Genomic DNA, 13957 nt, shown 5'->3' with positions numbered 1-13957 from the left:
CAAAGACGTAGGATTAACGTAAGATGAACATAGGTGAAACATTCTTAAGACGGTATACGAACGAAGTTAGAGCGGTATCAAACCCTCTTCATAATGGCAGAAAAGTAACCTTACATCACTAAAAAAACGGGCAGTCTTTAACAAGACCGCCCGTTTTTATTTTATAACAATTCAGGCTTACATTGTCGCCTTATTGATCTCAGTAAATAGCTGACGGAAACACTTTGTCTGCGTATGTACCGTATCCGCAGGCTTACCATCTTCACGCGGCCTTGGCTGTTTCCTGCCATAATATTCATCCATGAAGTCTTCCGGACCAGACCATACCGTCTGCATCATCCCCTGATACCTGTCTTTCATGATCGGCGTTGAAGATGCCCGGTATTCCAGCATGTCTTTTACCTGCTGTGTGGCAAAGTCAGGCTTCCTCCAGGGACAGGTGATCACCTTTAAGCCCTTCATAGCAAAATACACTGGCGTTTTATCAGGACGGTCGTAATGCCAGTCGCAGATCACCACGTCCTTAGGGATCAGGTCAATAGCGCGATAGGTATTGTTCAGGCTAGCTTCCCACATACCAATGCCAGTGGTTTTACCATCTATGAGACGGTCGCCCCATATCCATAAGTTCCTTCCCTTTTCTGCTAGATGGTTACGTAACAGGCTTACTTCTCCTGCGAATAATTCTGCCTTGTCACGGCCGCCACAGCGGGGACATTTCGCTTCTCCGATGTAGAATACTTCGTCCATCCCTGCATGGAAAGCTGTACTCTCAAACACATCGCAGAGCTCATCCATCAGCTTGAATACTACGTCGTGCACTTCCGGGTGCAGCGGACAATAACTCTTACAATACAGTCCATCAGCATTAGGCCACTCATACTTTTCCGGCATCTTTACCCAGGGCGTTTCGTCAAACTGCGGGAACTTGGTCAGCAGGTTATTCGTCTGTCCGGCCCAGGACTGATGCCCCAACAGGTTCAGTTGCGGAATGAGGTTGATCTTGTTCTGACGGCATACCTGCACCAACTTTTTGATATCAGCCTTCGATAACGCCCCCTGTTCCCTCAGTTCAGGATAACTTTCGTACTCATAGTTGTAATCCACACGCAGGATAAGGGTGTTGACCTTACGGGTAACCAGTTCTTCTTTAATAAATTTGATAAAATCATCGAGCGCAGCCTTCCTGGGCGCTCCGATACAAAAACCTCTTACGGGCATAATACTGTCAGGTACAGGCGCCTGAGTGGCTGTTGTTCTGCTGGTAGACCTGAACGCAGTCAGAACGGCCGCCAGCATACAGAGCAGGAGCACATTTCTCATAAATGTGGCTTTAAGCATGGAATTGAATTTTGAACGTGAACATAAATAATGGAAAGGGCCGTCCACCTTCAGCGAACAGCCCTCGTAAAATAACAAAAATTAGTAGCAAATTATTTCATATTCAGATCAACGGCACCCCTGATCTCAGTAGAGGTCTCCCCTACCGCCGCATCACCTTTGTCCTGCTGACCGGTATACACTTTTACAAAATCAATGGCAGACAGGCTCACTGCCTCCCCATTGCTATTCACTGCCCAGGACAGATCAAATGAATTATACAGGTTAGTGGCATAAGGATCTTTTACAGGATCGGTACCCCAGTTGTCCGCATACCCCCAGGCAAACCCCGTATTCACATAAGTATCCGTTCCTGGTAGCACGCCGGAGGTACTTTTCAGTAAGGTGCCTTCAAAGCTGATAGAATCCTGGTTCGCCGCAAATAAAGGATAATACGAATGATTGTGGAAAGTATTGATCAACACCGCACCAGAACGCCCCTGGTTATCCTTCCAGGGAACATCCTTCACACCACCCGGATTAAAATAAGTCACCTTATAATGCCTGATAGTGGTGGCTGCACGATATTCACTGCCCGCCAGCTCATACCAGGTATCATCAGGCTTACCGTTCCGGTTCTCGTCCTTACTCACCATCACAATACCCGGTTCCGACAGCTCCACAGGCGGCTTTACCGGATTGCCATAAATAGCCAGATCAGCGCCGCTTTTATTGAGGATAGAATGGTCAAACCCAAATACTACATACCCACCAAACGCGCCAAGGTGCAGCAGTTCTGATGTTCCTCCAATGATCTTTTGTGCGCCTGCCGGAGTGCCGATACTCTCATTGACGAATTGTCCCGGCGCAGGCTGATAGTCATATACCACACTGATATAGGGACTACTGCTATCTGTAATGGGCCTGATACCGGCTCCTCCCGGCTGGTCTCCATCATCTTTCGAGCAGGAAACAAGCACCCCTGCCAGCAGCCCGGTTAAAATGATTATTCTGGTAATACGCATAAGCAATCAGGTTGAATGGTTAATTCCGTACAAAAGCAAAATGCCCCGGAATATCTCCCGTGGTCACGCTCCATTTCTTTTTACCCGCCGGACTAAAACAATACAATGTTCCCGGCAGCAGGTTATCCTTTGCATCTGTTACATAGATCTCTTTGGTAGTCGGATCAACAGCTATGCCGGAAGGCGTCGTTATCTGTGCATCAGTCCCGTCTGTAATAAACTTATTGGTGAGCATACGTTCGTTTTTGATATCAACAATACCATAGCTGATGGTATTCTTGTTTGTCACATAACTCCATTCAACACCATAGATATACGCACTATCTCCCGAGATCCAAATATCACTGACTGCAGCTGCTAAAGAGTCTTTTACAATATCCCGCTGGGTATCTATCACAAACAGCTTTGAATGCAGGTCATAATAATCCCCCCGGGAAGTGACATAAACATCGCCGTATTTATCTGCCTTTACATGGTGCAGATTAACAGCTACATCTATACGTTTTATCTCCTTAAACGTATTCATATCGAGTACCGACACCGTTCTTTCAAAATTACTGGCGCTATATCCCCCCGAATTAGCCACATACATCTTATCTCCCGATATCGCCATTTCCTCCGGCTGCCGGCCTACACCTGCAGTACGGATCACCTGTAAGGTAGCTGTATCAACCTCGGCTACATAGCCATTCACGCCGGATGTTCCACCTGCTGTAGTGGCGTACGAACTAACATAAGCCTTCCCCTTGTAAAAAGTAATATACCTACAGGAGGGCACATTGATCTGCCCGATACGTTTTGCCGTATGCACATCCATCACTTCCACCTTATCAGACAGGGCAATCACTGCATACAGTTTACCTCCATAGATCTGCAGGTCATTCCCCACATCCCCCAGCTCTTTGGTGGCACCGGGATTGATAGCACTGTAAATATTGCTGCTGTAAATACCCGTGCTGCTGTTATAATAATCCAGTGTGGCCAGGTTCATACCCATGTTACCCTCATTCAGCAGGTAAAAGCCATTACGCAGGCTGTCAGCCCCCACATGTGTGTCATCACCCGGTACGACAGACGCACCCTTACGACAGGCAGCAAGCCCCGTAAGCAAACCACACACAACCAGCAGTGATATATAAAAACGCATAGACTAAAAATTTATACTGGCAGTAAGACGGTAATAACGCCCTGGCATCGGGTAGTTAATCACAACGTCATAATACTGGTTAAATACATTATTTAATTCCCCGGTCAGCTTCACCAGCTTTCGACCAAATAACAAACTGGTCGTCACAGAGACATCACTGGTATACCAGGGCTCCATGTAATATAGCGGAATATTGGTATTCAGGAAATATCTTTCTCCGACATAAATAAAACTATAATTCACATCCCACTTGTGCCAGGAGGCATGCGCAATGAATGATCCGCTATGTACCGGAATATAGGCAATCTGGTCCTTATAATTGACCTCTGCCGGATTGCTCTTGTCCAGGGCCTTCTGATAAGTATACTTCACAGAGAAATCTGTTTTCACAGCGGGCAGCAGTACAGGCGATAACTGGACACTGGCGTCAATACCATAAATATCTACAGCGCCGATATTCTGCATCATCCATTGAAAATTACGTCCCGGAGAAGCCACGATCTTATCTTTCACATGCGTGTAATACGCATCCGCCTGCAGCGAAAAGAATTGCAGGAACCCGCCTGAGCTCCTCGTATACCCTGTCCCGATATTATATTGTTTGGCAGACTCCGGCCGCAAAGCGGGATTTCCCACCGTGCTATAATACATGTCGTTAAAGGTCGGCATGCGGAAGCTGTTCTTGTAGAATGCCCTTATTTTCAGGTCCTCTTCCCGAAAAGGCTGCCAGGAGACTAGTATGGTAGGCGTTAACTTATGAAAATCCCGGCCTGCTGTATATGCTTTGGTGGTTTCGTTCACGACGGTAGCCAGCAGATTTCCCTGCAGCTCTACTGGTCCCAGGTGCAACTGCGTTGCTGCTGCTGCCAACGTACTGTAACGGGTGGGAATCGCAAAATGATCGAGGTTAACAGCCGTCATTTCATTCACCTGGAAGTCGGCAGACAAAGCCACATCCCAGAAAGACGTGATCTTATACTGATTGGCAGAGGAGAAATAATATTCCTTCTGCTGATAACGGTTCATCAAGGGGCCATCCACCGTAACAATGGCCGTATCCAGGTAACGGACATAGTCATACATGAACTTCGCGTTCAGCAGCATGGTATACCGTTTCCCGAATTGTTTCTTATAGGATGATTGTATAAACAGATTCCTGTCCCACTGATGTTGTCCGTTCAGGAACTTATTGCTGACAATAGCACCTGGCAATCCCCGTGTGGAATTATAATAATACACTTTTGCCTGCCAGCTGCTGCTGTCTTTTAATTGCCCATACAAACCTGCCTCCACACGGGCGGCATCAATCGCTGCATTCTGCCTGATAGCGGTAGTGTCATAAGTGCCATTGGTATACCTGAATTTATACCGGCCATTCCCATGCAGCCATTCACTGCTCACAACAGCCGATAATCGCTCCGATAGGCGTTGTTCCAGTCTCAGGGATGGATTGACCAACCCGAAAGCGCCTGTCTTAAAAGCTACTTTTCCGTGGGTCTTTTCTCCCTCCCGGAACACCGGTTTACGGGATTGCAGGTAGATAGCCGAAGCTGCAGCAAATCCTTTCGCCGGTTGTAGCAGCACACCTTTCTGCGCATTGTAGAGATCTATCTGTTCTATATTATCCAAAGAAAACCTTCCCAGGTCCACCGTGCCGTTCTGGGCATTGCCCAGCTGTATACCATCATAGAAAACACCTGTATGATTCGTCCCCATACTACGCACATTCAGTGTTTTTAATCCTCCCAGTCCGCCGTAATCCTTCAGCTGTACACCTGAAAAGAAACGCATGGCATCTGCCACAGAAAGACTGTTCATCTTTTCCAATGCGATGCCGCTCAGGGTCTGTACCGGCGATACCGGATTACTTCTGTCGGAGAAGATGGTCACTCCCTGCAACATCCTGGTAGCCGCCGTGTCTTTAGCAGGCAACACCACTTTATCCTGTGCATGTAGTCTGTAGCAGACTGTCACGCACAGGATAAAAAGAAATACAGATCGTATGTAGTGGCGATTGTCCAAGTGTGTCTCAAAATGGATTAACGGAAAACAGCCATGCCAGGGAAATAGAATCCCTCGTAGGTCTTGCTGTGCTGCAAGGCACCCGTAGTCGCATTGTGTATATAGATCGTATTGTTGGCATCTGCACCATAAACATTTGTATTGCTGTTCAATACCAGGTAGTTTTTCGTTTTGTCATACCCGATACCTTTTCCGTAGAAATACTGTCCTGCAGGAAGTGTAATAAATGGCGTACCAAGAGACGCTGCATCACCAGTGTAACGGTATACCTTGTTGGTACCGGAGATAATAAATATAGCATTATCCGTAGTAGAGGCAACTATAGAGCTATTGGTATAAGTCCATTCATTAAAATAAACAGGGAAACCGGTAGTAATACTATCCACCGCCAGCGTAGCAGCATTGATCTTCTTGAGCTGTGTAGCGGAAGCTGCCCATACATTACCGTCTTTGCTCTGTACAAAACCAGATACCGCTGTTCCCAGTTTCTTTGCCAGACTGTAATCATTGGCATTCAGGGCAACGATACCATCCTTCGCTGATATGACAAATATATAATTACCACTTTTGATCATATCCTTCACTTCACCATCCACGCTGCTGATCTTTGTGCCCAGGGTCAATCCAGAAAGGGTTACAGGATATATTCCAACAGCGGTACTGAGCAATCCGCGGCTGTCATCCACGCCCAGGAAAGCGCGTCCGTCATGGCCGGGCAGGCTGTCTACCCTTCCGGTCTCTTTCAGTGTGGCAGCATCAACAGCTACAAACGGACCATCATATTTGCCCACCAGGTACAACTTACCATTGTATACGGTGCCGAACTGCATGGTAGTAGAGGACGTACCCAGCTTTTTACCGGGATTCTCTGCAGAATAAACATACTTGTAGATAGAATCCTTATCGTAATCGTAGTAGTTGATATCACCGGCAGCAACACCGAAATTTCCTTCACTGACAATATAAAAACCATTGTCGTACTTGCCCGGAGGAGGTGCTACAGTATCATCATTCTTACAGGAGGCAGCGGCTAATACTAAGCCCGCCAGTAACCAGGAACGTAAATTTTTATACATAATTCGAACATTTATCTTGGTTGATGAATACCATGACCCTCTTTTTACTGAATACACAAATCGCAGGCAATCCTGTCTACAGTGACTTTCTTACCGGCACAACTAAATTGATAAATAAGAAACAGCGCCTTTAGCAGGCAGTAACTGCATCAAGTGTCTTTCACCCGAAGGCACGGAATGTCGGTTGCTATTGGCAGGTCTTCTGGCTCTCCTGCTTTTTCCGGGCCTTCCCGTCCGTCTTATTCGAACAGTGGCATTGGGAGATTGATTGTCCGGAAAAACCGATCGTCATGCACGATACAGGATTACAGCTACGGGGATAGCTCCGGATTTACACCGGATTCCCTATTAATTCACCACCAGGTGAAACCAAATGCGGCACAAACCTACTGTATGAGTAGTTAATATCCAAAAAGAAAAATACATAGTATCTTGCCTCAAAATATCAAAACTGTTCTGTTGAAACATCTAATGATACTGATAGCATTCTTCTATGGAAGCTACGCCAGTTATGCCCAAAGCCCACTTAATAAAACGGTTACCGTTGATGCCGACCGACGCCCTCTTGCTGTAGTACTAGATAACATCAGCATGCAGGGCGGATTTCACTTCTCTTATGTAAAGGAATTTATTCATGATGATAGCCTTGTAACCATACATGTAAGTAACAGATCTGTCAAACAGGTACTCGATATATTGTTCCAGGGCAATTTCCAGTTCCGCGAAATAGGCGACCAGATCATCATACAGCCCGGAACCTCCTCAAAAGAGAAATGGTTCGTGGTAAGCGGACATGTAAAAGACGCCATTACAGGATCTCCCATCACCAATGCCAGCGTCTATGAAACAATGCAGCTGATCTCTACCATGACCAATGACCAGGGTTATTACAGGATACGCCTGCGTGAAAAAGAAAGGACCGCCGCTATGCTGACCGTGAGTAAAGAACTGTACCGGGATACGATCATGCTGATACCTTCCGGACATGACCAGGAACTGGATGCCAGTATTAAACCAGCGCCGCCCATACAACTCAGCGTAGTAGATATAAATAAGTATACCCACGTTGAACAGACCATGTTCGGCCGTTTCTTCCTGTCCTCCCGCCAGCGGATGCAGAGTCTCAACCTCAGTGACTTCTTTACCAAACAACCCTACCAGTACTCACTCGTACCCGCTATTGGTACTCATGGGAAAATAGGCTCGCAGGTAATCAATAAGTTCTCCATGAACTTCATCGGCGGTTATACAGCAGGACTTAGCGGAGTAGAAATTGCGGGGGTGTTTAACATTGATCAGAAGGATGTGAAGTGGGTACAGCTGGCAGGCATATTTAATATCGTCGGCGGTCGTATGACCGGTGTGCAGCTGGCGGGCATACATAATCACACCTTGGATTCACTGAAAGGATTTCAGGCCGCGGGAATAAGTAATATGGTGAAATACGGTTTCCGGGGCTTACAGGCGAGCGGCGTATATAATCAGACGGGCGCCGATTCAAAAGGTGCACAGCTTTCAGGCGTCATCAGTCACTCCGGCGGAAATCTCCAGGGATTACAGGCTGCCGGCGCTATCGGTCTGGCCAGGGGAACCGTCAGCGGCGCACAGCTGGCGGGTCTTGCGAACTACAGTCAGGGGATTGGAGGTGCACAGATATCCGGCGCCCTAAATGTCAATATCGACACCACTAATGGCGCCCAGATATCCGGCCTTATTAACTATACAAAACGAGTGAAGGGCGCACAAATAGCTGGCGCGATGAATGTGGCCATAGATACCGTCAGTGGTGCCCAGATCTCCGGACTGGTCAACTATGCGGGCCTCCTCAAAGGCGTACAGATAGGGGTATTAAACTATGCCGACTCCTCCGATGGTTACAGCATCGGCCTGTTTAGCTTTGTAAGAAGGGGTTATCACCAGGTACAGATCTATACCAACGAGGTGATGGACCTGAATGTGGCCTATAAATCCGGTAATAAAAAGTTATACAGCCTCCTGGTGGCAGGTATGACCCTGGGCGACAGGAAGGCCTATTCCTTCGGTTATGGTATCGGGCACGATTTCAGATTATCTCCCTCAACGTTTATTACTGCGGACGTTACCTCACAATACGTTTACCTGGGCAACTGGGATGCTACCAATACCATGGTCAGGTTACAGGCAGTCTGGAACAGGCGACTGGCAAAAAACATTACTTTCTTCGCCGGACCAACGTTCACGGTTTATTATAGCGATAAACTGGATGTGTCTGACCCCGAGCATGAAATCAAGGTCCCCAGGCACTATAGCCCCTTCGATTTTGGCGCAGGTGTCCTGGGCTGGTTTGGCTGGCATATCGGCCTCGGGTTTTTCTAGATTATTTGGTAATTTTGCGCCTTCATTTTTCTAACGGTAAAAATTAAACTCAGGTAATGTCAAAAGTTAAAGTAGGTTTTGTGCAGATGTCCTGCGGCAAAGACAAGGCTGAAAACCTTGCCAAAGCCAGCAAAGGTATCCGTGACGCCGCCGCTAAAGGTGCGCAGATCGTTTGTTTGCAGGAATTGTTTACTTCCCTTTATTTCTGTGATGTGGAGGATTATGATAATTTCTCCCTGGCAGAACCTATTCCCGGTCCGTCTACAGACTCCCTCCAGCAGGTAGCGGCAGAACTGGGTGTGGTGATCATCGCCTCCCTGTTCGAAAAGCGTACACAGGGTATCTACCACAATACCACGGCTGTACTGGACGCAGACGGAACCTACCTGGGTAAATACCGTAAAATGCATATCCCGGACGATCCGGCTTATTACGAGAAATTCTACTTCACCCCGGGCGACCTGGGATATAAAGTCTTCAAGACAAAATTTGCGACGCTTGGTGTCCTCATCTGCTGGGACCAGTGGTATCCGGAAGCAGCCAGGATCACGGCCCTCATGGGTGCTGAAATACTGTTCTATCCAACCGCTATCGGCTGGGCTACCTCCCAGGATGATGCGACCAACACAGAACAGTACAACGCCTGGCAGACCATCCAGCGCAGCCATGCCATTGCCAATGGCATACACGTAGTCAGTGTAAACCGTGTAGGCTTCGAACAGGAAGGCCGCATGAAATTCTGGGGTGGCTCCTTCATCTCCAATCCTTTCGGCACTATTATCTACCAGGCCTCCCACGACCAGGAAGAAGTATATGTACAGGAACTGGACCTGAACACCACCGACAGGTACCGTACCCACTGGCCATTTCTGCGCGACAGAAGAATTGACTCCTACGCTCCTATCACCAAAAGATTTATCGACGAAGCATAATGAACGGACTACCAACGCCGAAAGAGCAGGGATACTTTTTCCCTGCCGAATTCCATCCGCATGTCGCTACCTGGCTGAGCTGGCCCCATAAAGAAGCCAGTTGGCCCGGAAAGATCCATACGATCTATCCTTACTACAGCCAGTTTGTAAAATACCTGGCGGAAAGTGAACTGGTCCGTATCAATGTGAATGATGAAGCTATGAAGGCTTTCGCTACCGGCCACCTGCGCAACGCTGGTGTCAATATGGATAAAGTGGAATTCTTCTTCCACCCCACCAACGACGCCTGGTGCCGCGACCATGGCCCTGCTTTCCTCATCAATCCGACAGCACAGAAAAAACTCATCGTAGACTGGAACTATAACGCCTGGGGTGGTAAATACCCTCCTTTCGACAAAGACGATGTAGTACCTACCCGTATTGCCGAACATTTCAACCTGCCTGTATACCATCCCGGTATCATTATGGAAGGGGGGTCTGTTGAATTTAACGGGAAAGGCACTCTCCTGACCTCCTGCTGCTGCCTGCTGAACGAAAACCGTAATCCGCACCTTAAAAGGGACGATATCGAATATTTCCTGCAGGAGTTCTATGGTGTTGACCAGGTGTTATGGGTGGATGAGGGCATCGTCGGAGACGATACCGACGGCCATATCGACGATACCATCCGTTTCGTGAATGAAGACACCGTCCTCACCGTTGTAGAAAGCAATAAACAGGACGAAAACTATGAACTGCTGCAGGGTAACCTCCGCCAGTTACAGCAGATGCGGCTGTTGAATGGCAAACAGCTGAACATAGTAGAATTGCCGATGCCGGATGCTGTAGTATATGAAGATCAGCGCCTGCCGGCCTCTTATGCCAACTTCTACATCAGCAATAAGCACGTGATCGTTCCTGTTTTCAACTGTAAAAACGACGACAAGGCATTGCAGATCATCGCCGAATGCTTCAAAGACCGTGAAGTAGTGGGTATTGACTCTACCGAGATCATCTGGGGCCTGGGCAGCTTTCACTGCCTGAGCCAGCAGGAACCTGCTATCTAAACTGGTTGTAAATGTTAATTTAAAGCCTGCATAGGGGATGAGTCTCCTGGCAGGCTTTTCTCTTACCGGCAAAGCCGCGCTCCCCACTTATCTCAGATAGAGAAACCGCCTGCAATGTCATAACATTGTTAAAGATCAGGCTACTGCAGAGCTTAAATTATCCTCTTCACATTTCTTTAGCATTTTACGCGGTAATTTTGCATTAGTCATTACGTAAACGCAGCCGGACTCACATAAGCCCGGCTTATTTTTAAATTGCCAAACCATTTCCGTTAATGAAGAAACCTGTTAAGCACTTTGTCAAGTACACCCTTACCGCTGGCCTGTTTGCCGGAATCCTCTTTACCATAGCCCCCACTGAGGGAAACAAAACCAAAACGATCCCGCTTGCAGAAAGCAGGTTAAACAACAAGGCCGCCTTATTTGCACTACTGAAATTGGACTCCCTGGGACTCTCCCAGGAGGCTTTTAACTATGCACTGTCCGGTCTGGAAAAGCTGGAGAAAGAGGGTAAGCTGAAAAACCCTGACCTGCTGACCATCGCCGACTTCAGTCAGCCGTCCAACAAGAAACGCTTGTTCGTGATTGACCTGAAAAATGAAGCAGTGCTGTTTAATACGTTCGTATCCCATGGACGTAATTCCGGTACTGCGGTGGCTACTACTTTTTCCAATGCGCCTGAGAGCTTTAAAAGCAGCCTGGGATTCTATGTGACTGGCGATACCTACAAAGGTCAGCATGGCTATTCCCTGCGTCTGGAAGGCGAAGAAGAGGGTATTAACGACAATGCTATGAGCAGGGGGATCGTGATGCACAGTGCGGCATATGTCAGCGAGAAGATCGCAAAACTACAGGGGTATATCGGCCGTAGCCTGGGTTGCCCGGCTATTCCCGAGCAGGTACATAAACAGATCATCGAAGTCATTAAAAATGGCAGCTGCCTGTTCCTGTACAGTCCTGACAAATCATATATGGCTAACTCAAAGATACTGGCGGCGGAGAAAGACACTACTGTCGCTTAAAGATGCGTATCTGACATCCTTTTCCAATAATCAGATCCACATCATCTTCATCCTCCCTGGCCCCTCTTCAGATACTCACATGACAGCGTCTATGCTTGCACGCTGCAATAACATTACCGGCCTCTGCATGGTGATAATGCGTGTACCGAAAAGGGCCAGGGGGATGGGATGAATTTTATATGATGTTATAGTGATCAGGTGACGGTTATTTTGGATCAGTAAAGAGCTTACGGACTGTATAGGCGTCATGGTCATAGATATCCTCTCTGAATTGCAATATTCCTCCTTCATCGACCCAGACAGTGTAATAAGTGATCAACACTGGCACAGGGTCCTTTATCTTAACGTATTTTTCCTTCCCTGTGTTCATTGCACTATCAATTTTTTCCGGCGTCCAGTTACTGTCATCTGCCAACAGATAGTCGGCCAGCCTCACAGGATCGCCCAACCGGATACAGCCATGGCTGAAAGCCCGCTGATCCCTGTCGAATAAATATTTCTGATTCGTATCATGAAAGTAAATGTTGAAACTATTGGGGAACAGGAACTTCACCTTTCCCAGCGGATTGTCCTTCCCGGGTAATTGCCTGATAACAGGCAGGCCCTTCCGCTCTCCCGTAACCTCCATATTCTTCTTAGTGAGATAATTCCTGTTACGTGCCATCGCCGGCAATATCTCTTCCCGTACAATACTGTTCGGCAGGTTCCAGTAAGGACTGAACACGATCTGATTCAGCTTCCCTGAGAACATCGTGGTGCTCTTACCTTCTTTGCCCACTACTACCGGCATATCAAATTCCCTGTTCTTACCATTCCGTACATGTAGTGCAAACTCCGGAATGTTTACCAGTATCACACGCCCTTCCGGAGTTGGTGGCGCCCAGCGCATCCGCTCCAGGTTCACAAGCATGCGTTCTACCAATTGAATGGCCGGTATATTCATCTCACGTAACAATGTATCTGTAATAATACCCCTTGGTGTATGACCATGGGTACCTTCAAATACCCTCACGGCATTCTCCAGTCCATCATTGAACACAATCGTCGTGTCCTTGTCAGGATATTCCCCTGTAGCCAGTAAACGTCTTTTCACCCAGCCGATAAGGGCTGTACTATCTCCTTTTTTATACCGCTTCTTCTTCTCTACGACAATCGTATCCCAGCCTCCTTTCTTTGTTATATCCATATACTGTTTCAGCGACTTTACCAGTGCACTGTAAGTAGGATTCACCTCATCTTTGTGCTTGTCGTCAATCACAGCTGCCGCCGTTTTCATGATCTCTCCCTTCATGGCTGGCACCGCATGCTCCAATGCTTCTATTGATTTATCGGGATCAATGTTCAGGTAATAATTGATGAGGCGCTGTGTCAGTTGCAGCTCTGTCTTCACAAGGTTGGGATCACGCGGAGAAGCGGCAGAGTCGCTATCGCCCGTCATCATCGCATTCAGCCGGTATTCCAGCGACTTATTCGACTCACTTGTATCTACACTATAGTCATAGAGACTGCGGAAGCCATACGCCTGTTCATTCAACCCCTGACTATCAAACCAGGCAAACTCGTAATTGCGCGCATTATAAAAGCTGCGTATACGGTTAGCAAGCGTATCATCCAGCTTTTGCTTCGCGATGAATGCAGCTACGTCACTGGTGTCAAGAAAAAGATCGTTGTAGGCATTTGCAGGTGTGATCTGCGTATTTCTGGGTGTAACGGGAATAGTTTCTTCCTTTTTATTTTCTACAATCCTGCTATTACAGCTATAGGAAAATATGAGTAGTCCGCACACTGCCAGCAGCAATAAGTTTATCGTTCTCATGCCAACACCTTTGCAAAAGACGTGCCCCTGCCCTATAGCTCCCTGACGTATGACTTCATTCACTCAAGGTTTGTACCCCGCCGTGGTAACTCCGTGGACTTTGAGGTAATAACCAGACCACAAAATGGGATCATTCGCTACAATTGGCTCCAGCGGAGCCACATTGTTTGTAGCCCGGGGTTTTCAACCCCGGGGA

10 protein-coding genes and 1 riboswitch are annotated in these 13957 nt (G+C 47.5%); of the genes, 4 read left to right on the top strand and 6 right to left on the bottom strand.

Going from position 1 to position 13957, the window contains the following annotated elements; all coding sequences use genetic code 11:
• Positions 1 to 177 precede the first annotated feature (177 nt).
• The 5 genes from CLV42_RS21165 to CLV42_RS21145 form a co-directional block, all read right to left on the bottom strand.
• Complete coding sequence (locus tag CLV42_RS21165) at positions 178 to 1323, bottom strand: family 20 glycosylhydrolase (RefSeq protein WP_245901707.1); 1146 nt, start codon at positions 1321 to 1323, stop codon at positions 178 to 180.
• Between the two features lie 110 nt (positions 1324 to 1433).
• Positions 1434 to 2345: a hypothetical protein gene (locus tag CLV42_RS21160; RefSeq protein ID WP_211303506.1), complete on the bottom strand. Its 912-nt coding sequence runs from the start codon at positions 2343 to 2345 to the stop codon at positions 1434 to 1436.
• 19 nt (positions 2346 to 2364) lie between these two features.
• Positions 2365 to 3492 carry a DUF5074 domain-containing protein gene (locus CLV42_RS21155; protein WP_106603932.1) on the bottom strand — a complete coding sequence of 376 codons (1128 nt, stop codon included), beginning with the start codon at positions 3490 to 3492 and terminating at the stop codon, positions 2365 to 2367.
• A 3-nt stretch (positions 3493 to 3495) separates the two neighbouring features.
• Positions 3496 to 5466 carry a TonB-dependent receptor gene (locus tag CLV42_RS21150; protein WP_245901706.1) on the bottom strand — a complete coding sequence of 657 codons (1971 nt, stop codon included), beginning with the start codon at positions 5464 to 5466 and terminating at the stop codon, positions 3496 to 3498.
• 65 nt (positions 5467 to 5531) lie between these two features.
• The gene (locus CLV42_RS21145; protein WP_106603931.1) at positions 5532 to 6590 is read right to left on the bottom strand and encodes a DUF5074 domain-containing protein; all 1059 of its coding nucleotides are present in this window, start codon (positions 6588 to 6590) and stop codon (positions 5532 to 5534) included.
• Positions 6591 to 6765: 175 nt separating this feature from the next.
• A riboswitch (cobalamin riboswitch) is annotated at positions 6766 to 6979 on the bottom strand.
• A 70-nt stretch (positions 6980 to 7049) separates the two neighbouring features.
• Between CLV42_RS21145 and CLV42_RS21140 the strand changes: the two genes are divergently transcribed.
• The 4 genes from CLV42_RS21140 (at position 7050) to CLV42_RS21125 (ending at position 11945) form a co-directional block, all read left to right on the top strand.
• Complete coding sequence (locus CLV42_RS21140) at positions 7050 to 8945, top strand: peptidase associated/transthyretin-like domain-containing protein (RefSeq protein ID WP_146154447.1); 1896 nt, start codon at positions 7050 to 7052, stop codon at positions 8943 to 8945.
• Between the two features lie 56 nt (positions 8946 to 9001).
• Complete coding sequence (locus tag CLV42_RS21135) at positions 9002 to 9877, top strand: carbon-nitrogen hydrolase (RefSeq protein ID WP_106603929.1); 876 nt, start codon at positions 9002 to 9004, stop codon at positions 9875 to 9877.
• Positions 9877 to 10923 carry an agmatine deiminase family protein gene (locus tag CLV42_RS21130; RefSeq protein WP_106603928.1) on the top strand — a complete coding sequence of 349 codons (1047 nt, stop codon included), beginning with the start codon at positions 9877 to 9879 and terminating at the stop codon, positions 10921 to 10923. Before CLV42_RS21135 ends, CLV42_RS21130 begins: the two co-directional genes overlap by 1 nt.
• Positions 10924 to 11198: 275 nt before the next feature.
• Positions 11199 to 11945 (top strand): murein L,D-transpeptidase catalytic domain family protein, encoded by a 747-nt coding sequence (locus CLV42_RS21125; protein WP_106603927.1) that lies wholly within the window; start codon positions 11199 to 11201, stop codon positions 11943 to 11945.
• Positions 11946 to 12150: 205 nt separating this feature from the next.
• Here the strand turns inward: CLV42_RS21125 and CLV42_RS21120 are convergent, their stop codons facing one another.
• Positions 12151 to 13761 (bottom strand): L,D-transpeptidase family protein, encoded by a 1611-nt coding sequence (locus CLV42_RS21120; protein WP_106603926.1) that lies wholly within the window; start codon positions 13759 to 13761, stop codon positions 12151 to 12153.
• Positions 13762 to 13957: the final 196 nt, after the last annotated feature.

The sequence above is a fragment of the Chitinophaga ginsengisoli genome (assembly GCF_003014595.1).
In the GTDB taxonomy this organism is placed as follows: domain Bacteria; phylum Bacteroidota; class Bacteroidia; order Chitinophagales; family Chitinophagaceae; genus Chitinophaga; species Chitinophaga ginsengisoli.
Note: the sequence above shows the minus strand (reverse complement) of the source record. Positions and strands in the feature narration are given on the sequence as shown.